Origin of the sequence: Streptomyces lateritius (genome assembly GCF_014649715.1) — a bacterium.
In the GTDB taxonomy this organism is placed as follows: Bacteria; Actinomycetota; Actinomycetes; order Streptomycetales; family Streptomycetaceae; genus Streptomyces; species Streptomyces lateritius.
In genome coordinates, this window is record NZ_BMTO01000003.1 from 457,539 (window position 1) to 478,069 (window position 20,531).

Sequence of the window (20,531 nt, forward strand, 5' to 3'; positions counted from 1 at the left end):
GATCCCCGGAGCCCACCCCGGCCACACGTGATGATCTTTCGCACAGCCGCTACCGAGCGGCTGTGGGCGGGCCGCGTCCGCAATCACCGCCGACGCTTTGGGCCGCCCGAGCCGCATCGACCGCCACGGCGTCACATTCCTCGACGGCGTCCTCGAGCTGGCGACGAACCGCGACGCATGCCCGCCGGAGCCGTCAGAGCCGGACCGTCCACCTGACCGTCGACCTCATCGTCCGGGCGATCGCGCGGTCCCGCACCGAGGGCGTACGGTCCTCGGCGGTGAGGGACAGTGTGTGCGTCCGCAGATCGAGCAGCCGCAGGGCCAGATCGGACACTCGTACCTCGGTGCGGCCCGCGAGAGACTTCATCTCCCGCCCGTCCAGATACCAGCGGATGGTGAGTTGACGCCCGTCCGCCCCCGTCAGCCGGGGTACGAGGGCTTTGGCGGTGTCGTTCGTGCGGAGGGTGCGATCGGTGGCCGTGACGGGGGAGGCGATGCGCGCCTCGCGGTAGAAGCCGGCGATCATCGCCTCCACGCCGGGCAGATTGAAGGGCTTGCCGAGGGAGCGCATCAGGGAGTTCTCGGTGGGGCGCCGCAGCCCGGTGACGTAGTAGCCGCCGCCCTCGTACGCGCCGACGGTGCCGCCGTCGGGAGACTGCTCACCGAGCCAGCGGTGCCACTTGGCACCCCGGTCAGCCAGCTCGTCGGCGGTGAAGGTGGTGATGTTGGAGTCGGCGGGTTCGGGGCCCACGTACCGCTCGTAGCCGGGGTAGTCGGGGTAGAAGTACTCGTCGGCGAGCTTGCCCAGGGAATGGCCGGTCTCGTGGATCGCGACCTGGCCGGACTTCTCGTTGCCCGCCGAGGCTGTTGATATGCCCTCGTAGCCGAGGGTCTTGCTGGGCTCGTTGTAGCCCGCGCCGCCGTACTTGGTGCTGTTGGCGAGGACGAGCACCAGGTCGGCCTCGGGGGCCTTCGCCACGTATCCGTCGACCTTGTCCTGGTCGACGCAGAGCAGCCGCTCGATGTCGTCGCACCAGAAGTACGAGCCGAGGGCCGTGTCCCGGAGGGTGCCGGGAGAGGGGTCGCCGGAGACGCCGGACTGGTTCGAGACGGCGTCGACGGTCCAGACGTTGAAGAGGTTGCGGTAGGTGGTGTACGGCTCGACGGCCGTCAGCTCGGCCCATTTCTGCTGGGCGTCGGCGTGAAAACCGGGCAGTTCGGCGACGGTGTAGCCGTCTCCGACGACGACGATGTCGAGCCGGTCGGCGGTGGGGCCGTTGTCGACCATCTTGGTCACCTCGCCGTCGGCGACCGCCTCGGCCGCCGTCAGGCGGGAGGCAGGCTGGTTCCGGCCCTCCGGCGGCACATGCGTGTGGCCGGATCCGGCGAGCGTCCCGTGTTCCGGCCCGGGTATCTCGACCTCGACTCCGGCCGTGGGGGGTGCCGTCGGGTCCGCGGCAGCGCTGCCGGGTGCGGCGGCGAGTACGGCCGCGAGGGCGACGGCCACTCCGGCCGCCACGGCTCCGCGTCGTGCTGAACGCATGAAATCAGCCCCTTGTCAGGCGAGTTAAGCGCGTCAGTAAATGTGGTGAACGAGTCGCTTAACCTAGAGGGAAGGCGAGGGGTGCGCAATGCCTACCGCTTCTGGATACTGGGGAGTTCACGAACCAGGGGGTCCGCATGGACGATCCGGCCACGATCGGCCGTCGAGTACAGCGGCTGCGCACGCAACGCGGGCTGACGCAAAGACAGTTGGCCGAGCCTTCGTACACCCCCGCATACGTCTCGACGCTGGAGTCGGGCAAGGTCAGGCCCTCGGAGACCGCACTGCGCTTCCTTGCGGAGCGGCTCGGTACGTCGTACGAGGAGCTGGCAACCGGCCGCCCCGCGCACCTCGCCACCGAGCTGCGGCTCGCTCTCACCGACGCCCACCAGCAGCTGGCCACCGGGACGGCGGACGAGGCCGCCGTGCGCTACCACCGGGTCCTCGCCGACGCGGAGCACCTCGGACTCGTTCCCGAGCAGGCCGAGGCGTTGCTCGGGCTCGGCGACTGTGCCCTGGAGACCGGTCAACTGGTAGACGCGGGCCACCACTTCCAGGCCGCCGAGCGGCTCCTCGCCGAGGAGCCGCTGCCCCGCCGCGCACGCGCGATCCGGGGCCGTGCCGTCGCACACCTCCTGGCCGGGGAGCTGCGCTACGCCTGCTACCTCCTCGAATCCACCATCGACGAGCTCGGTGCGAGCGGCCTGGCCGACCCCGAGGCGCTGGTCATCCTGTACGCCGCCGTGATCGGCCCGTACATCGACATGGGCGCACACGCCCGTGCCGCGCACGCCGCCGAGCTCGCCCTGGCGCTGGCTCCGCAGGTCGACGACCCGGCGTTGGTGGCGGGCATGCACCGGCAGGTGGCTCGCACCTTCCTCGCCGAGGGGCGCACGGCCGACGCCGACGCCTCACTGGCCAAGGCGCAGGCGATCTACCAGCAGCTGAGCCTGTGTACCGATCTCGCGCACTGCCACTGGATGCGCGGCTACGTCCACGCTCAGAACGGTGAACTGGCGGCAGCCGAACAGGAGTTGCGCGCCGCCCGGGACATGCTGAACGCCAGACGCGCGGCGCTGTTCACCGCGCAGGTGGAAGTGGAGTTGGCCGATGTCCTCCGGCGGCTCGGACGGCACGGCGAGGCGTCGGATCTGCTCTCCGCATTTCTTGAGCTGGGTGACCGGCACGGCGCGGTGCACGCGGGGGGTGCGCACAGGCTTCTCGGGCTGATCGCCGAGGAGCGGGGGGACAACGAGACCGCCGAGGAGCACTACGTCATGGCGCTGGGGCTGCTGGAGCGCAGCGGCGTGAGCGGCGACCTCGCCGATCTGTGCCGTCTGCTGGGCGATCTTCTGCGCCGCGGCGGCCGCACCGAGGCCGCGCTGGACGCGTACCGCACGGGGCTTGGCCATCGGTCGCCCCCTGGCACGACGACGCTGGGGCCGGCTCCGACGGCACTGGCGTTCCCGCGGCACTGACCGAGCAGCCGACAGTGCGCTTCCAGCATGGTCCGGGCGGCCTGTAGGTCGTCAGCCCCCAGGGGCCGAGCCGCCCTACGGCATCGCATGGTGGAACGACGACACAACGCAGCCGAACGGATCCAAAGCGGGCTCGGCGAACTCCTCGGCTGCAACGAACGTCTGCGTCCCGCAGATGATTGCCGAAGCGTGCAGTCTGGACCGAGACTGGTCCCGGAGGGACGCCTGGAACCAGCAATGCGCCACAAACGGTTGCCGCGCCTTGTCGAGACCTGTCCGGACGGCGGGGGTGCATGGCGGGGCAGTCTCTTCTCCAGGGACGCGACTTCGTCCGCTAGAAGAACCCGAGTTTCTCGGGGGAGTAGCTGGTCAGTATGTTCTTCGTCTTCTGGTGGTACGCGCCTCGCAAGGCCGCTGACCTGTGGAAACGGCGGCCATTCGGTCAAGCCACAGGCAGCTGGTCCGTGTATGGCCCGGATCTTGGCCGGTCGTCGGTGAGGGCCCAGGAGGGGCGGTTCCCACGACAGGCCCCCGGACGCTCCCCGCCCTATGATGGGCGGGGCGGTGGAAACCGGGACTCGCGTTCGGGCTCGTTCACAGTGTTCAGGGACGGCATGTGAATCCCTCCCCCTCACCTCCACGGCAGTGCGGCGACGCCCAGCGTCTCCTGGCCTTCGTCGGGCTCCGGCGGGAGATCCGTCGTTCCGTCGCCGCGGAGACCCTTGCCGGGATCGCGCTCGACGCCGTCCGCGGCCGCGGGCCGCTCCGCGTGGATCTCGCGCTGACGGGACTCCTGGACCAGGGTGATCCGGTGCCCGACTCGGACGACGACAACCGCATCGAATCTGGTCGAGGCCCTCCGGCACTGCGAGGCCTTCCGGCACGCGATGAACGGTGGTGAGGAACGGATGAACCGCTGAGACGACGGCAATGACGGTGGGGTGGCGGCATGGTCTGATGATCGACTCCGGGGGACTCGTCCGTAAGGAGGCCGGTGGTGAAAGCCGTTGAGTACACGCGGAGCAACCGGATCGTCGAGCTGATGCGGCGGCCCGCGGAGCAGCGTGACGCAGAGTGGGTGAAGGACGCGGTACAACAGGCGGTCCTGCTGGAACTCGCCACGCTCCCGCCGTACCTGTGCGGCATGTGGTCGATCGACACCACGGGCGGAGGAGACACCCAGGTCTTCCGCGCCCTGCGCACCATCGTGTTCGACGAGATGTCGCACCTCGGCCTCGCCTGCAATCTGCTCACCACCGTCGGCGGTTCCCCTCGTCTCGCGGACGAGGCGCTGGTGCCGGCGTACCCGGGCCCGCTGCCCGGCGGTGTACGGCCCGAACTCACCGTCTTCCTGAGCGGCCTGACGAAGGAGTCGGTCGCCATGTACGCGAGCATCGAGGAGCCCGACGACCCGATCGTGCGGGCGGTTCCGGCGTACACCTCGATCGGAGCCTTCTACAGCGCGATCCTCGACGCCCTGCGCGCGAGCTCGCACCTGATCACCGGCGGCCGGCAGGTGATCAGGGACATGTCGCACCACGGCTCGGGGAACAGCCTCGTGGCTCTCACCACGCTCGGCGCCGTCGAGACGGCCGTCGCGATCATCAAGGAACAAGGCGAGGGGACGTCCGTGTCGCCCCAGAACCCGCACCCGAACGAGGCGGCATCGGGCGAGCTGGCCCACTACTACGCCTTCTTGGAGGTCTTGCACGGACGCAAACTGATCCACCCGCCCGGCCATCCTGATGTGTGGGACTTCCAGGGCCCGCCCGTCCCGATGCCTCCTGCCCTCCCTATGGGGATCGTGCCGCAGGGGGGCTGGCCGCGGACGGGCCCCGGCGCGCCCGCCGCCGACGTGACGGTTCTCCTCGACAAGTGCAATCGCGTCTACAGCGACATGCTGCGACTCCTCGAACAGGTGTGGCAGCAAGGCGACCCTGCCCAGGCCGCGGACCTGCTGGACGACGCGGTGGTGAAGATGTTCGGGCTGAAGTCGCCCGCCCGCGAGTTGATGAAGCGTACGCTGCCCGACGGCAGCGGCAAGACTTACGGACCGGAGTTCCGTTTCGTGACGCCTTGAGCCCGGGCTCCCCGTGATCGGCGAATCCGTGACGGTGGACACCCACGTGCTCGCCGATACGGCGCTGCGGGTGGCGCGGTCGTAGGGTGTGCCGCGCGGTGTCGTGTCAGACGGAAACGTGTCTCCGGGCCTGTTCGGACAGCGGACCCCACCCTGCTGTTGTCCCCCCCCGGTCCTGCCCTGTCGCTCCTCAGGGTGTGTGCGCGCCTCCACGGACGTGCAGCGTCGTCATGCTCGGGCGGTGCGCGTCGTCCCCTTCGTAGGCGACGACGATCTCCTGATCGCCCTTCGGCGGGGCCGCCGTGCGCAGCGTCGCCAGGCCCAGCTCGTCCAGGAGGACCGTGCCGAGGGACACCCCGTCTGCGGTGAACGTGACCCTGCCCCGGGGCGGGGCTCCGCCCGGGACGGCCCGGGCGATGCGGACCGTGAGGGCCGCAAATCCAGCGATCGCGGTCGCGGGGGAGCCCTTCGGGGTCGAGGAGTACGAGCGGGTGCCCGGTGGAGCGACGAGGGTGCCGTCGCGCGTGACCCGGAAGCCGCTGCACACGCCGTGCGCGGTCCGTGGCTGGTAGCCGCTCGCGGGAGCGAGGACGGCGGTCAGTTCGCGGGGGTTATGTAGCAGGCCGTCGAGGGCCGCGATGCCGACGAGGTCGCTGTCCGCTTCGGCGGCGCCGAGTGCCACGGGGAACCCGCTCACGACGAGAGTGCGTGTGCCGCGCCCGGTCAGGAAAGTGTCGCAGGACGGGTCGTAGTCGACGTTCCCGTCGGCGCGGACGGTGTACGAGAAGTCGGCGGGCAGACCGGGTGCGGTGTGGAAGGTGTATCCGGCGGCCGGAAGCATCGTGAGCCGGTGCACGGTGTCCGGGGACAGGAATTGGCTTATGCCCGCGTCCGGCACGCCGACCGGCAGCAGGCCGTGGGAGAGCGACCGGCCGTCGACCGTGACCGTGCGTCCCTGGATCGTGAGGGTGCTTCCGGTGGCCTCGGCGACACCGGCTTCCGCGGCCTTCAGGGCGAGCTGGACCTGCCCGTCGGGTGCGACGGAGAAGGCGAGGGCGCCGACGGAGGTGCCCGCCTCGACCAGCAGCCGGTAGGTCGTGGAGGGCAGCAGGAGCAACTCGTGGACGCGGTCCGAGGACAGCGGACCGGCGCCCGGCAGCTCCGGCGTGAGCGGGTGGTCCAGAGCTCTGGCATCGATGGTGACCGGCACCCCTCGCACGGTGAGGTGGTGTCCGCCGCGGCCGTCGAGGAACGCGTCGTGCGCGGGTGCGAAGTCGAGGGTTCCGTCCTCGCGTACGTCGAAGGTGACGGCGGCCGTCGTGCCGTCGCCCAGACGCAGCCGATAGCCTGTGCCCGCGGGTAGCGCCACCTCCGGCGGCGGTACGGCGGCCCCGTCGACGAGGCCGTCCCAGGGGCTGTTCCCGGCCCCGGCCCCGGAGTCGTCCCGGGAGACCGAGACGAGGGGGAACGTCAGCTGTGAGGTGTCGATGGTGATGGAAGGCATCGGCTCTCCCGAGAAGGGGCGAACGGGTCAGGGCATCCGAAAGCCGCTCAGAACGGTGTGGTTCCCTGGATCTCCAGGCGCGGCACGGTCTCGATCCGGGTCGGCGTGCGGGCGGGCCGCAGCGGCACGCCGGTGATCCGCTCCCACCGCAGGATCCGCCGGTCCCAGCCGCCCGTCAGGAGCTCGGACCCGTCCCGTGTCGTCGTCATGGACCAGATGGCGGTCGCGTGCGCGGGCAGCGCCGCACCGATACGCTGCCCGGTCCGGTCCCAGCGGTGCAGAGTGCCGTTCGAGCAGGCCGCCGTGATCTCGCCGTCCCCCGTGAGCAGCACGCACCGCACCGGCGCCCCCGCCATGAGCGGCGCCCCAGCGGGCCGGTCCGCACCGCGGTCCCACCGGCGCACCGTGCCGTCCAGGCCGCCGGAGGCGAACTCCCGTCCCTCGGGGCCGATCGCGAGCGACTGCACCGGACCGTCGTGTCCGCGCAGCGGCTCGCCGAGCGGCGTGCCGGCCGTACGGTTCCAGCGCCGTACGGTGCCGTCCTGGCCGGCTGTGACGATCAGGTCGTCGTCGGGGGTGAGGGCCACCGCTCGCACCGCGCCGAAGGGTCCGCGCAGTGGTTCGCCGAGGGGGCTCCAGGTCGTCCGCTCCCAGCGGCGGACCGTGCCGTCCCGGGAAGCGGTCACCAGTTCGTGGCCGTCGCGGGTGCGGGCCAGGCCGAGGACCGGTGCCGCATGGGCGGCGAAGCGGGCGGCGAAGGCCGTGCCGGTCGTCCGCTCCCAGCGCCCCAGCGTGCCGTCGGCGCCCCCGGTGACGACCTCCAGGTCATCGGGCGTCAGCACCATTCCCCAGATGGTCCGTTTGGCGTGCAGAGCGAACGGACCGGCCAGTTGCAGCCCGGTCAGCCTCTCCCAGCGGAACATCCTTCCGTAACAGTCCGTGCCGACGATCTCCGCGTCGTCGGAGGTCAGGGCGATCACCGACACATCCGTGCGGATGTCGAACCCGGACCCATCGATCCGGGACGCCTCGGTCCCGAACCGCGTCATCCCGAGTGCCTCGGTTCCCGCGGCCTCGGTGCGGATCCGTCCCAGCCGGGGGGGTGGGCTGCCCCGCCCCGCGTTCACCGCTGCTCCTTCGGCGGTACGGCTCCGTCGAACGCGAGGGCGCTGGAGGCCTCGCCCTTCCCAGCACGCACACGGCGGCCTACCCACTGGAAGACCCGGCCGTCCTCACCGCGTGCCACCACCGGCACGCGGGTGACGGTCACTCCCGACCGGGGGATCTCCTCGTCGCGGAAAGACACCCGCTTCACCTCCGGCTCCAGGATCCGTCCGGCCGCCTTGACCTGCGGCAGCCGCGTACCGTTCGCCGCGAAGCGGGGAATCTGCCCGCGTCGCAGACAGACGGCGGCCGATCCCGCCTCAAGGGGCACCGGCACGAGCGGGATCCAGTGCGCTGGCACGGGGGTGAGCAGTCGGTAGGCGAGCGCCGCCGGATCGGTCGGTGGCACCTGCGGATCCGCGTCCGATGGCTCGTCGGCGCGTACCCGTGGCCTGCCGGTGGCGCTCTGCACGACCCGTTCGATCGCGAAGCCCAGGTTGGCCATCTCGTCGCGGGCGAACAGCACCTCCTCGACGGCCGTGCCCTCCAGCCGAGCCGAAGCGGTCGGCAACAGCGGCAGCAACGGCGGCCCGGCCTTGCCGTCCTGGGCGTTCGTCAGCCGGAACACCGACCAGGCGTCGTGCTCGGCCGGTCCGACCACCGTGGTGTCCTCGAAGGTGTCGACGACCGTGAGCCCGGAGATCCGGTGGAGCGCGCTCGTGGCCAGTTCCAGCGGGATCATCCAGTGGTCGTTGCCGTAGATGTTCGCGAACTCGACGACGAGGAGCCGGGCCAGGTCCGGCACCCCCGCCCCGACGGCGGGCAGATTGACCCGCGCGTCCTCGAACTCCCACCAGCGGTCCGCCGGCATGCCCGGATACGTGACCCGGGTGGGCAGTACGCCCTTCGCCGTGCCACCGGTCGGCGCGGGCAGCGGCGTCGTACCGGCGTCGAGGTCGAAGTGGTACGCGTCGGCGGCGCCCCCGGTGAACTCGGGGGCCGTCAGTGTCACCGCCCGGCCGCCCGGCTCGGCCGTGACGGCGAACCGGTGCTCGAGCCGCTCCCGGGCCCAACTCGACGGCACCGGTGCCCCGTACCGCTCGGCAAACCACTCCAGCCAGAGCTCGGCCGCCTTGTCGAACGCGGTCTGCTCCGCCCCGGAGAGCCCCGGAGGCCGCCAGCCGTCGTCCAGGTGCCCGGCCAGCGCGACCCCGTCGGGCGCCCGGCCCGCGAGCACCGCGCGCAACGCCCGCCCGCCGGGGTCGCGCCGGAGCGGATCCTCCTCCGGTTGCGCGGGCGCCCGGGATAGCGGCGCCTTCGCCAGCACCGCGGCGTCGACCTGCTCCAGGACGGTGTCCGACAGGCTCTGGGTGCGCAGCGTGTCGAGGAAGCGCCGGCCGGCCCGGGCGGAGGCGCGCAGGGGCAGCGCCTTCACGGTCTCGCCGGGCGTGCCACCCGCCTCAGCGAGGAACTCCAGCGGAACCCCCTTCGGCAGGGGGACTTCCGCACCGGTACCCGACGGCCGGAACGCGCCGAGCGGCGTGCTCTCGGCGGCGATCTCGCACCACACCGGCGAGCCGCCGTCCTCGCCCGCGAACTCCGCCAGCTGCCACTGCCGGGCGAGCATGAACAACGGGTCGGCCACCCGGGCGGCCAGTGACTCGTCGAGCTGCCCGCCGGTGCCGCTCGGCCGTACCACCGGCTCCAGGCGGTGGTACTGGTTGAAGGCCATGACGTCGAACATCGTCAGGACTCCTTCTTGATCAGTTGCTCCATCACGGCGGCTAGGTCCGGCCGTTTCATGATGTTGAGGAGGTGCACCGAGGGCTGCGTCCCCATCGCCCCCTCGGGCAGATACGCGGCCGGCAGGTAACGCCCCAGCCAGCCCAGCGCGTCCAGGTCCACGAGCCGTAGTTTCGCCAGGTCGAACGCCTCGTCGACGGTGGCGGCCAGCACGTCCGGAGTCCACGGCACACCGACCACCGGCGGCACCGCGACCAGCACCGCCTGCGGAGCCCGCGCCCCGGGCGCGTCGTAGTGGAACGTGGCGCCCGCCGTGTGCCGCTGAGCAGGGATCAGCTCTGCCCACGCGTCGACGACGAGCACGGCGGCCTTGCCCGATCCGAGCGGCTGCGCCGGGCCGTGCACCAGCAGACCGGTGGCCGGCTCGTCCTCGTCGGTGGGTTTGCGCAGGGCGCCCACCCAGCGGTCGCCCGGCGTGAAGGGCACCTGCCCGATCCGCAGGGCGTAGCCGGTTCCCGTCGCCGCGGCACCGGTGTACAGCAGCAGATCCGCCAGGGCGCCGGTGCCTGGCCGCACCGAGCCCATCAGCTCCGCCCAGTCGCCCGGCACCAGCCGCGTGTCGCCGCCGCGGTCGAGCCCCGAGCCGAATGAGGCGTCGAACGCACCGGTGGCGGGCGCGGCCGACCGGCCCACGGCCCGGAACCCGGGTCCGAACACCGCCTCCAGGACTTCGGCGGCGGCCGTCGGTCCACCCTCCGCCGTCTCCTGCTCGGCGATCCGAATCCGCTCCTTCGCCTCGCGCAGGGCGGCGGCCAGCTGGTCGGCCTGCTCCCCGGCCGGTCCGGCGGGCGGCCCGGTCACCCCGTAGGAGGCGAGCTTCTCCAGGTCCGCCGCGGCCACCGCGGCCCGCAGGCCGGCGAGGGCCCGCTGCGCGCGGCCTGTGAACTCCGGGTCCGTGGCCGCTGGAGGTGCGTTGTCCGCGGGCGCCAGGTCGGCCGTGGTGCCGGGCCGGGCGGCCGCGAGCACCGCGGCGGCCGCCGCGCCGAGCGCCTCCAGCTGGTCGATGTCCACGGCGGTACGGGCCCAGCCCGAGCCCCGGCCTGCGAGCAGGACGGGGACGGCGTCGTCGGGCACGGTCGACGGCTGTTCCGGCAGCAGCGCGCGCTCCAGCACGGTCCGCAGCCTGCCCGCGGCGGCGAGCGCCACCACGTCCAGGGCGCAGTGCCGCGTGAGCGGCCACGTGTGCTCGGTGACCGTGGCCGTGCCCGTGCCGACCTCCTGGCCCGGCCGCAGCCACTCGGCGCGCAGCCTGATCCGCTGGGTGGCCCCCAGCTGGTGGCCGGCCCAGGTGTCGAGCAGCGGTTCGGCGTCGGCCCTCGGCCGTGCGGTCTGCTCGGCGCCGTCCCAGCCCGCCGCACGGGGCGAGCCCTCCGGGACGACGACGAGGACCCGGTGGTTCACCGGGATGCCGCGTCGCGGGGTGTCGAGCACCTGGGGACGCGGCGGCGGCTGCCCGCCCGCGGCGAGGGAATCGAGGGTGGCACCGGCACGGTCCGGATTGCCCTGGGTCAACTGGTGGACGCTCTCGGCGAGGAGCAGGTCCCCGACCGCGTCGAGGTCGTCGCGGAGTGCGGCCAGGTGGCGCCGTACGGCTGTCGCCTCGGCCCCGGTCGCATTCAGATACGAGACGACGTCGTCGGCGGGCACCTCGGCGAGCCGTGCGCCGTCCGTGACGTCATGGACGCCGATGAACTCCTTCGCTTCCGTGCCCGGGTGCTGGACGGTCTGCACCGACCACTTGGCACGGAGCGGGGCGATGAAACGGTCCAACTCCAGTGGTGTGTGGGCGAGTTCCCGTTCGTCGTGCAGCCGCCGTTCGAGCCGGTAGCCGAGCAGGGCCCCCAGTGACTGGCCCTGGGCGACCCCGTCGAGGACGGTCATGGCCACCCGCATCCGCCGCGAGGACAGGTCGACCGCGAAGGCACCGGCGTCGCCGGGGTGAGACAGGTTGCCGCTGTGCAGCACCGCCGCGGTGGCGGCCTGCGGCAGCGACGGCGCGAGCACCCAGCCCCGGCTGCGCGGCGCGCTGAGGGGCGTCAGGTTCTCCACCCAGCCGTACGCGCCGAGTTGCACCCCGGTCGGGCGGCGACCGCGCAGTGCGTGGAGCCGGGCGGTGGCGAGGGAGCCGATCCAGGCGTCGAGCCGGTGGGAGACGAGATCGAGGCACTCGCCGAGCAGCCGTTCCATGGCGGCGAAGGGATCCTGCCCGCGGCCCTGCCAGGTCTTCACCCGGCCTGCCAGGTACTGCAGAGCGGCGTCGATCTCCGCGAGGCGCACGCTCCAGGGCCGCTCCGTGCCCAGCAGGCCGAGCACGCCGTTGCGCCGGGTCGCCGCCTCAAGGACCTGACCCGCCATGGAGGTGCGGGCGTCGAGGATGGTCCGGAACACGGTCGTGCCCCTGTCGGTGTCTCGGTCCGCGTCGGCCCCGGGCGCGGGCAGCGCCATGATCTTGCCGAGGGTGAAGGGACGGGCGAGCAGCTTGGCGCTGGTGAGGGTGTTCAGCTCGTGCGCGGGGTTGAGCAGGGCGTCGGCGAACCGCAGCCGGGGCCAGAGCGCGTCCGGGTCGCGGACTCCGGACGCGGCCCGCCCGTACTCCAGGTTCGCGGTGTGCCGCAGTAGAGCCTCCAGGAGGGTGTGCGCCTCCTCCTTGCGGACCGTGAGCTTGAGCAGTTCGAAGCGTTCGACGACCGCGTTGAGAAAATCGATCAGGTGGCCCTCCGGGGTGGTCCCTTCGGACAGTGTCGCCGGACGGACGTACGGCAGCCACAGCCGGGTGGCCGCGCCGTTGATCTGGTGGCTGATCTGCGGCCGGTAGCCGATGCCGAGCGCGGCGTTGAGGGCTTGGGAGTGCCGGTCCTCCGGTGTGTCGCCGACGCAATGGCCGGTGCTGCTGAAGCTGATGCCGCTCATGCTGAGTGAGGCGTCCTTGAAGCAGGCCAGGAGCCCGCCCTGGACGGAACGCACCGACACCGTCCGCGACACCGGCGCCATCCCGAGGGCGCGCAGCACGTCACGTTCCGGCTTGGGCAGCGTGAGGGTCTCCCCGGGCTGGTCGGGGCCGCCGACCCGGGGCAGGGTGCCGACACCGACCTCCCAGAACGGGCGCAGCACGCCGAGGACGTGGTGCAGCCCCTTCAGGCCCGACGGCTCGTGCCCGTCGGGCTGCCAGTGTGCGGTGGCGGTGACGGGGAGCACCCCGTACGGCTGTCTGCCCACCCGCAGCACCGGCAGCGGACCCCGGGCCCGCACGTTCTCGTAGTAGTGGCGGCGCAGCCAGGACCGGTCGACGGCGAGCTCCGCACCGCCGCGGTCCTGCTGGAGGAGTTCGTCGAGGTAGAAGTCCCCGGTGGCGCTCCACAGGGCCATCTGCAGGGCACGCGCGTCGGCCTGCTCGGGCTCGTCGGCCCCGGGCAGGGTCGTGAGCGCGGACACCGGAAGGCCGAACGCGGCCGCGGCGCGGGAGCAGTTCGCCCACTGATCGGGCGGTGCGGCGGGGCCGGAGGCACCGAGCAGCCGGTCCACGTCCGGGGGCGCCGGTGCGGAGCCGCCGTCGTCCCGGGTGTTGTTGGTCGCCGTGCCCTGAGGTACGAACGCCGCCTCGCCGTCCCCGTCCCGGCCGGACAGGAGCTGGGAGAGCCGCTCTGCCGAGGCCTCGGGGCCGAGGGAACCGGACACTCCGAACGCGACCACCCGGGTCAGCAGGGGTTGCAGCGTGGGTTCGTAACCGTCCCGGTCCAGCGGCACGGTGACGGCGAGCCCCTTCGTCTCTGCCTCGGAGAACTTCGTCAGCCAGCGCAGCTCCGGGTCGAGGTGCGGTTCGCCCTCCTCGGGAGTCGCGTCCGGGTCGGGCCCGACCTGCACGACGTCCGGGACCGGCTCGCCCTCCTTCTCACCGACCAGCACATCGCCCTGGTACGCCCGTACGACGAAGAGGTCCGGCAGTGTCGAGGCGGTCGCCGCCCGGTTCCAGCCCCGCCCGCGGACCGGCACCTCGGGCCAGGCCGGCTCCGGATCCGGAGCGGAGTCGGGCAGCGGCGACGGCGGCCGGGTGTCCGTGACGGGGGCGAGCAGCCGTACGAGCCAGCGGGCCCGCTGCGCACCGAGGGCGCCCGACAGCTGTCCCCAGGCGGCGAGGAGCAGCCGGGCCCGGTCCCCGTCCGCGTTGTCGCTGCGGCCGGCCCGCCACACCGTCCGCCAGTAGCGGCGGCCCTGCTGCACCTCACCGGCGGTGGGATGCGGTTCGTGCGACTCGACGTGAATGTCGTCGGGGAAGATCCGCACGAGCAGCTTGTCCTGGCCCTCGTCCCTCCGTACCCGGGTCTCCAGCCGCACGGGCAGGAGCAGCAGGGGCACTTCGGGGTCCAGGCCGGCGAGCAGCGGGGCGAACCCCGTCCCGGCGAAGGCGCGTACGCCCTCGTCCAGGGCGCCCCGGGCGGTGCCGAGGCGGGTGAAGGCGTGCTGCCGGTCGGTGGCGGTGGCCCGGGCGCCGAGGAGCGCACGGTGCTCCTCGGCCTCGGCCACGGCCCGGCGCAGTGCGCCGAGATCGGTCATGTGTCGTTCTCCTCAAGGGGACAGGAGTCGTGCGGCCGGCAGCACGACCCTGACGGGCTGCTGGAAGCACTGGCGGGCGGTCCCGGCGGCGCTCGCGCCCCACACGAGACCGTCGTGGGCGACGTTGGGCCGCTGGTTCCCCGGGGCGTGGGTCGCGGCCAGATAGGCCTCCTTGGAGTCGAAGAGGTGACTCCAGTCGAGGTTGTTCCAGTCGTCCGCCGTGCTGGGGGTGTTGGGCGGTGGGCTGTAGGGGCGGCCCCAGATACCGGGCGTCGGAGGGTCGGTGAGCGCGTTGTCGGGCGGGTCGTCGAGCCCGAACCGCGGCTCGGTCGGCTGTTCCGCGATCACGAAGCACCAGGGCGAGGCGAGGAGTTCGGTCTTGGTGAGGTCGAAACCGATCATGGCCGTGTCGGGATCCAGGCCGCCCCGGAAGATCGGATGGCGGGCGTCGGCATCCTTCGGCTCGGTGCCGAGCAGCGGAGCCGCGTAGACGATCGCGCCGGGGTAGCGGCGCAGCAGGGCGCTGCGCAGCACCAGCACGACCCGGTCGGGCGGCGCGGTCACATGCGTCCCGAGCGTCAGGTCGCGCTTCCATGTGTGCAGGGGCGGCAGATCCGTCGCCTGCCCCCAGAACGAGGCGAAGTACGTGCCGCGTTGGTCGGTGGGGTACTCGCGCCAGCGCAGCTCGCGCGCGAACTCGTGGTTGGCCCCGACCATGTACGCGGCGACGAAGGGGGCGTTGGTGAGGGCGAGCACCACCGTGTCGGCCGGAACGTGCTCGAGACCGGCGAACATCCACTCGTTGGACTGCGCGGACAGCGGGGGCCACATGGGGTCGGCGAAGACCGGCGCCCACTGCACCGGAACCTCCGGATCGGTGCCCGCGGGCCGCTCGACGAGGGTGTCGACCACGGCGGGCACGGTGACCGCCGGGTCCGTCAGATCCACGATCTTCTGCTGCGCCTGCTGAGCCGGGAACGGGTCCCGCGGCGGGACCGGCGGTGCGTGCGACGGGCCGAGCACTCTGTCGTGCGCCTGGACCACCATGTCCCTGACGTCCTCGGGGCGGGTGTCGAGCACGGCCGGGGCGGGCAGCAGCTCGCCCTGCTTCGCCAGCGGGCCCGGGTGGGTGAACGCGCCGAGGCCGAGGCTACCCGTCTCGTACCACTCGTCGACGAGGCCCTTGAGGCCGTCGGCCGTCCAGGGTTCCTGCTCGGGGCCCGGGCCCTCGCCGGTGACCCGCAGCACGCCGGAGCAGTCCGCCCACCACAGCTCGGTCGTCGGATCGGCGTCGCACCAGTCCCAGCTGCCCGGGCAGCCGCCCCGGAACGTGCCGTGGCGGTCGGCGGACTGCCAGGTTCCGGTGAAGACGCCGTCGGAGCTGATGTTCTCCGGGTTCCAGGTGCCGGTGCACACCCCCCGCCAGGTGCCGTGCTCCGTGCCGGACTCCCAGGTGCCGGTGTACAAGGCGATCCAGGTGGGGTCACCGCCGTCCTGCCCGGAGGCGTTGCTCCAGTTGCCCGCGTAGTCGCCCTTCCAGACGCCCGATCGCCCGGCGCCCATGTCCCAGCTGCCGGTGCACTTTCCATGCCACTCTCCCGCGGGATCGCCCGCTTCCTCCCCGGTCCACAGCCCGTCGAACGCGCCGGTGAACCGTCCCGGGGCCGGGACGGTGGTGTCCCCGGTGAACAGACCCAGTCCGGCCGGACCGCTCCGGCCACTGGGGAAGACCAGGTCGCCGTGCGGGGTGACCTTCGTCCGCGCCAGGAAGTCCGCGGGAGCCTCGATCTCGGGCAGCGCCGACAGCCGGAACGCGCGGTTGAGCGCGCCGGCGGCCAGCGGGCGTGTGGCGGCGAGCTGCTCGGTGGTGACCGCGCGCTGCACGGAACGCTGGGTCGCCTCGCTCGCCACCCGCCGCCAGGCGTCCGGCGCCCCGTCCTCGGGCGCGAAGACCTCGCGTACCGCGGAGAGACGCTCCGGGGCCACGACCCGCTCCGGTGCGACGGCGAACGCCACCGCGCCGTCCGGATCCCGCCGGGGCACGGAGAGGCCGGTGGGGGAACCGGCGACGGAGACGAGCACCGTGGCGAACGGCGGCTGCGGCGCGTCCGTCGACCGCCCGGCGATGAGCCCCACCCGCCGGCTGAGCACGCCCATCGGGCGCATCGCGCGGTGGAACTCCATGGTGGCCATGGCGTTCGGCAGCAGACTCGTCCGGATCGACGACCACAGCGTGGTGTCCGCGGTCAGCGCGAGACGGCTCTGCAGGGGTGTGGCCAGGCGCAGGACCTCGTCGGTGGAGAGCGGCCGTACGTGCCGCAGGTGCAGCCGCCCGGCGACCAGCCGGGCGAACCGGGCCAGTTCGAGCAGCCGGTTGGCGGCCCGTACGTCGGCGAGCTGCCGCCACGCCGAGGCCATGAGCCGCTCCTGGTCGGCCTGCACGGCCCGCGCGCCGAGCCCGGCGGCCACCCGCCAACGGGGGTCGAGGTTCAAGGTGTCGAGCCAGCCCGACGACGCCGGGGCGGCCCCCTTCGACAGCGCGTGGAAACCGCCGTACAGCGGGGGCAGGACATCGGGATCCTCGTCGCCCGTGCCGTCCGCCACCGGCACCAGCGCCTTCGCGAGCCGCTGCTGCCACTCGGCGCTCGGCTCGCCGACCGGCCACGGGTCGCGTGCCGGGGCGTTCGGGTCGCGCAGGGCGCTCTCCACCTCCTGGACGACGGGCCCGGGACCGGTCGCGAAGAGCCCGGGGCGGCTCACGTCGAGCGGCCGCCGGCCGGCCTTCGGCGGCAGCGGGCGGGCCCGCAGCCGGTCGGCCAGCGCCTCGAAGTCGCCGCCCTCGCCGGTGGAGAACGTCCAGGAGAAGTAGACCGGCAGCTCGCAGCGGGCCCCCGGAGTCCAGGCGGGCGCGAGATTCCCGCCGGCGACGTCCTTGCCGAGCCCGGCCAGCCGCCCCACCTCGAAGGAGGGGACCAGACAGGCGGTGTAGGCGGTGTGCGCCAGCAGCCGGCGAGGAGCGAGCAGCCGGGAGACCGACCGGCGGGGGTCGGTCTCGTGCCCCGGGAGGGTCTGTGCGTGGGCCCACAGGTGCAGTGAGGCCGGATCGGGCAGTTCGGTCCCGTCGACCCGCAGCACGGGCAGTTGGATGCCTGGCTCCCGCTGCGGCCGGCCCGCCGCGAACGGAACGCAGACCAGCGCGAGCCAGGGCCGCAGGGCGCCCGTCGGACCCGGCGCCAACGGGGTGAACAGCCAGGGAAGTTCGGCCCGTTCGAACTCCACCATCGGGAACTTGGTGGTCTCCGCGTCCGGTGTGCCGGGCAGCGGGAAGAGCCGCACGATCTCCTTGGGGTCGAGCGCCCGCACGTCGCCCGGCCCGTACAGCTGCAGTGCGGGGACCGGAACAGGCTGCGCGGGGCGGTCGTTCACCGAGGCGGTGGCCGCCAGCGAGCCCCGTACGGGCAGGGTGTTGACCAGGGTGTCGGGGTCGGCGAGCGAAGCGGCGGCCCCGACCCGCTGCCAGGACGCGAAGGTGTACGTGGTCATGACCTCACCTCGTGTGCGGGCACGACCTGGTACAGCGCGGACCGGCCCGACACGGTCCTCAGCTGGGCGGTGGCCTCGGTGAACGTGGCCGTCCGGACGAACCCGCCGGCCTCCTTGAGCGTGCCGGTCCCCACGATCGCGTACGTCCGCTCCTTCAGGACCGACGTGATCGGCGCAGTGGCGTACCGGCTGCGCAGTTCGTGCACGAGACTGCGGCCGACGGCCCCGAGGGGCAGTGCGGCCGTCAGCGCGGCGTCGGAGAGCACCCAGTGCGCGCCCGGGGTGATGACCGTGCCGCCGAGCCATTTGGTCTCGTACTCGACCGGCACCGAGTAACGGGGGGCAGCCGCCGAGGACGCGGGCGGGGTCAGCTCGCTGCCCGAGCGCAACCGCTCGAAGGCCGGCTGGGTGAGCTTCTCGTCGTCGGTCAGATCGAAGAAGTCGGCCCGTGCGAAGTCCTCCTCGACGGGCTTCACGTCGCCCGCCCCGGCGGAGAACGCGACCTTCACACCGAACTTCGCCGGCGTCGGCAGCCGGCCCGGTCCGAACCGGACCACCTCGGTGTCCAGGGGAACCGTGCGCTGGCTGAAGCGGAGCCGCCCGAGAGGGTGCAGCAGACGCCCCCCTGCGGCGGCGTCGTCGGAACGCAGCGACACCATCGTGCGTGCCCCCTCCGGGAGGACCGGTTCCCAGCTCCGGGGGTCCTTCAGGGCCTGTTCGAGGAGTCGGCCGACGTCCGGGGGCGGCGGGGCCTTGGCCTCGCCGGTGCAGTTCCAGCGTTCGTCGAAGGGGAAACTGACGTCGAAGAAGAGGATGGACACGCTGGCCCGGCCGGCGACGTGCCAGCAGGGCGTCGGCCCCTCCACGTGGACGCGCAGCCCGACCGAACACAGGGTTTCCCCGGCGAAGCGCAGCGCGAAGGAGCCGGCGAGGTCGAGCATGACGCCGAAGCTGGGCTCCCAGCGCACCAGGGCGTCGAAGGAGAGCCGCCCGGACACCCCGGTGCGGCTGGAACCGATGACCGCGGAGAGCTCGGCGCCCGCCTGGACGGTGCCGGGGGTGAGGGCGAAGTAGCCGCTGAAGACGATCCGCAGCAGCGGGCTGTCCGCGATCGGGATCGTGAGGCGCTTGGGCGTCGCAAAGCCCGCGGGCGGGGTGAACCGGGGGTGGAAGCCGCCGGCGCTCAGGATGAACGTAGCGTCCTGCCCGCTCTTGGCCCGCAGCGCGAGACCGCCCTCGATCGAGGCGGTCAGCAGCCGGGAACCCGCCAGGTTGGCGTTGATCTCGACCAGCCCGTTCGCCGCGTCCACGACCCCCGCGACCGAGGCGCGCAGATCGAGGATCGGAGCCTGCGGGGCGGGCAGCGCGACCCTGAGCCGGCCGAGGATCCCCACCACACCGCTGGGCAGCTCGAGGACCACCCCGACATCCGCGGTGAGGAAGGAGACCGGACGGCCCCAGCCGACCCGGAACATCGGGCCCACGACGGTGCTTCCCGAGCGGGCCGGGAACACCGCGCCCAGCGAGGCCAGGATGCGAGGCGCCGCGGCAGCCGCGTCCGCGGGGAAGAGCAGGTCGTCCAGGTGACCGGACTGGACGACCTCAGCGAGGCCCGCCCGGTCGAGCGCGCGGCCGATGCCGAGAAGACCACCGACGGCGTTCAGCGTGAAGGCGAGGCCCAGTTCGATGGCCGGAGTGAACTCGGCGCTCATCGCGACCAGGACCGACACCGGCCGGGTGTCCAGGATCCCGAAGGCCTGCACCTCGACGACGCCGAGGCTGAGCGACAGCGCCCCCCGGTACTGACCGTCGTGCTCGGCGAGGAACCCGCCGCCCTTGGCGGGGCCGACGGCGAGGGTCAGCCCGAGGCCCTTCGGCGGAACCAGAGCCGCCGTGTACCCCGTGCCCGCCGGGCGGACCTCAAGACCCGCGCCGTCCACCGCCGCGTCCGCGAGACCGAGCAGCGACGCCCGGAAGGACGCGTCGAGCCGCAGTCCGCCGTTCTGGGCGGACACGTACAGCGAGGGCGCGCGCACCCCGGAGGGCGCCCCGCTCAGGGGGACCGCGATACCCCTGCCGCTGCCGCCGCCGTCCAGGCGCAGTCCCCCCTTGCCGAGCGTGGCGCCCAGTCGGCCCTTGAGGACGAGGCCGCCGGGGACGAGGAGCTTCAGCAGCGCGTGGTCGGTGAGCGCGAAGTCGACACCGTCGGCCCGGAAGGTCAGCGAGGAGGTGTCGGGCGCGGCGGACGGCAGGGAGAGCACGAGACTGACCCCGTCGCGTACGGCCAGGCCGGGTACGAGAGGGAGCACGCCGGTGAGGACGAGGGAAAGGTCGATCTTAGGGGGCAGGGCCCCGACAAGGGGGTTTTCCACGCCACCCGGCCCAGCTGTGAGGACCTGGTCGATAGCCAGCGCCCATCCCGGCGGGGACTGTCTGACGGCCGTCCGCAGCAGGTCGACGAGGACCGGCCACACGTCGCCCGAGGCCCCCACGTGTGGCAGGGCGAACCGTACGAGCAGCGCGTCCGCCGTCAGCGCGTCACTGGGCAGCCCGAGCGCCTGCGCGAGCCGCTTCCTGCGGTCGGCCGGGGACAGACCGGAGAGGAGCGGGAGCACCGGGTCGAGTCCCGCGCGCAGTTCAGCCGCCAACTGCGGCAGTGGGCTTGCCATCAGCGGGCCGTGGGGAGATGAGGGACGTTCATCTGATCGGCACCGTTCTCCGCCCACGGATCACCGGGTGGCTCTGGCACGGGGGCGGATGGGGGATCGGGAACGCCCCGACGCTATCCCCGTCCGAGGACCGGCGCGCGGCCACGAATCGCGGGACGCCCCCGGACCGGTACGGAATTCACCCGACCAGCAGAAGCCTGCCCCGGACCGCCGTTGGCCCGGCGCTGTAGTGGGGGCGCCGCGCCTGAACGCGGCG

Annotated in this window: 9 protein-coding genes; 2 read left to right on the top strand and 7 right to left on the bottom strand. The window is 72.8% G+C overall.

The window, feature by feature from the left end; genetic code table 11:
* Positions 1 to 193: 193 nt before the first annotated feature.
* Entirely contained in the window at positions 194 to 1,543 is a 1,350-nt protein-coding gene (locus IE136_RS08445; protein WP_189599966.1) for a M64 family metallopeptidase, read from the bottom strand.
* A gap of 137 nt (positions 1,544 to 1,680) precedes the next feature.
* On the opposite strand from IE136_RS08445, the gene IE136_RS08450 reads away from it, so the two are divergent.
* Together IE136_RS08450 and IE136_RS08455 are read left to right on the top strand one after the other, a co-directional pair.
* Positions 1,681 to 3,021 carry a helix-turn-helix domain-containing protein gene (locus IE136_RS08450; RefSeq protein WP_158992894.1) on the top strand — a complete coding sequence of 447 codons (1,341 nt, stop codon included), beginning with the start codon at positions 1,681 to 1,683 and terminating at the stop codon, positions 3,019 to 3,021.
* Between the two features lie 997 nt (positions 3,022 to 4,018).
* Complete coding sequence (locus IE136_RS08455) at positions 4,019 to 5,101, top strand: ferritin-like domain-containing protein (RefSeq protein ID WP_158992896.1); 1,083 nt, start codon at positions 4,019 to 4,021, stop codon at positions 5,099 to 5,101.
* Between the two features lie 190 nt (positions 5,102 to 5,291).
* Here the strand turns inward: IE136_RS08455 and IE136_RS08460 are convergent, their stop codons facing one another.
* Genes IE136_RS08460 through IE136_RS08485 form a run of 6 tightly spaced genes read right to left on the bottom strand, consistent with a single transcriptional unit; the run spans position 5,292 to position 20,275 of the window.
* Positions 5,292 to 6,605 (bottom strand): Ig-like domain-containing protein, encoded by a 1,314-nt coding sequence (locus IE136_RS08460; RefSeq protein ID WP_189599967.1) that lies wholly within the window; start codon positions 6,603 to 6,605, stop codon positions 5,292 to 5,294.
* A gap of 47 nt (positions 6,606 to 6,652) precedes the next feature.
* Positions 6,653 to 7,732, bottom strand: a complete 1,080-nt coding sequence (locus IE136_RS08465) for a WD40 repeat domain-containing protein (protein ID WP_229818715.1) — start codon at positions 7,730 to 7,732, stop codon at positions 6,653 to 6,655.
* Positions 7,729 to 9,453, bottom strand: a complete 1,725-nt coding sequence (locus IE136_RS08470) for a hypothetical protein (RefSeq protein ID WP_158992898.1) — start codon at positions 9,451 to 9,453, stop codon at positions 7,729 to 7,731. Before IE136_RS08470 ends, IE136_RS08465 begins: the two co-directional genes overlap by 4 nt.
* Positions 9,454 to 9,455: 2 nt before the next feature.
* Entirely contained in the window at positions 9,456 to 14,063 is a 4,608-nt protein-coding gene (locus tag IE136_RS08475; RefSeq protein ID WP_189599968.1) for a hypothetical protein, read from the bottom strand.
* Between the two features lie 12 nt (positions 14,064 to 14,075).
* The gene (locus tag IE136_RS08480) at positions 14,076 to 17,606 is read right to left on the bottom strand and encodes a hypothetical protein (protein ID WP_189599969.1); all 3,531 of its coding nucleotides are present in this window, start codon (positions 17,604 to 17,606) and stop codon (positions 14,076 to 14,078) included.
* The gene (locus IE136_RS08485; RefSeq protein ID WP_158992904.1) at positions 17,603 to 20,275 is read right to left on the bottom strand and encodes a DUF6603 domain-containing protein; all 2,673 of its coding nucleotides are present in this window, start codon (positions 20,273 to 20,275) and stop codon (positions 17,603 to 17,605) included. Before IE136_RS08485 ends, IE136_RS08480 begins: the two co-directional genes overlap by 4 nt.
* Positions 20,276 to 20,531 lie beyond the last annotated feature (256 nt).

Coding starts and splice junctions, on each gene's coding strand:
- IE136_RS08475 (WP_189599968.1), bottom strand. CDS start 14,063: ATGACCGATCTCGGCGCACTGCGCCGGGCCGTGGCCGAGGCCGAGGAG.
- IE136_RS08480 (WP_189599969.1), bottom strand. CDS start 17,606: ATGACCACGTACACCTTCGCGTCCTGGCAGCGGGTCGGGGCCGCCGCT.
- IE136_RS08470 (WP_158992898.1), bottom strand. CDS start 9,453: ATGTTCGACGTCATGGCCTTCAACCAGTACCACCGCCTGGAGCCGGTG.
- IE136_RS08485 (WP_158992904.1), bottom strand. CDS start 20,275: ATGGCAAGCCCACTGCCGCAGTTGGCGGCTGAACTGCGCGCGGGACTC.
- IE136_RS08450 (WP_158992894.1), top strand. CDS start 1,681: ATGGACGATCCGGCCACGATCGGCCGTCGAGTACAGCGGCTGCGCACG.
- IE136_RS08445 (WP_189599966.1), bottom strand. CDS start 1,543: ATGCGTTCAGCACGACGCGGAGCCGTGGCGGCCGGAGTGGCCGTCGCC.
- IE136_RS08460 (WP_189599967.1), bottom strand. CDS start 6,605: ATGCCTTCCATCACCATCGACACCTCACAGCTGACGTTCCCCCTCGTC.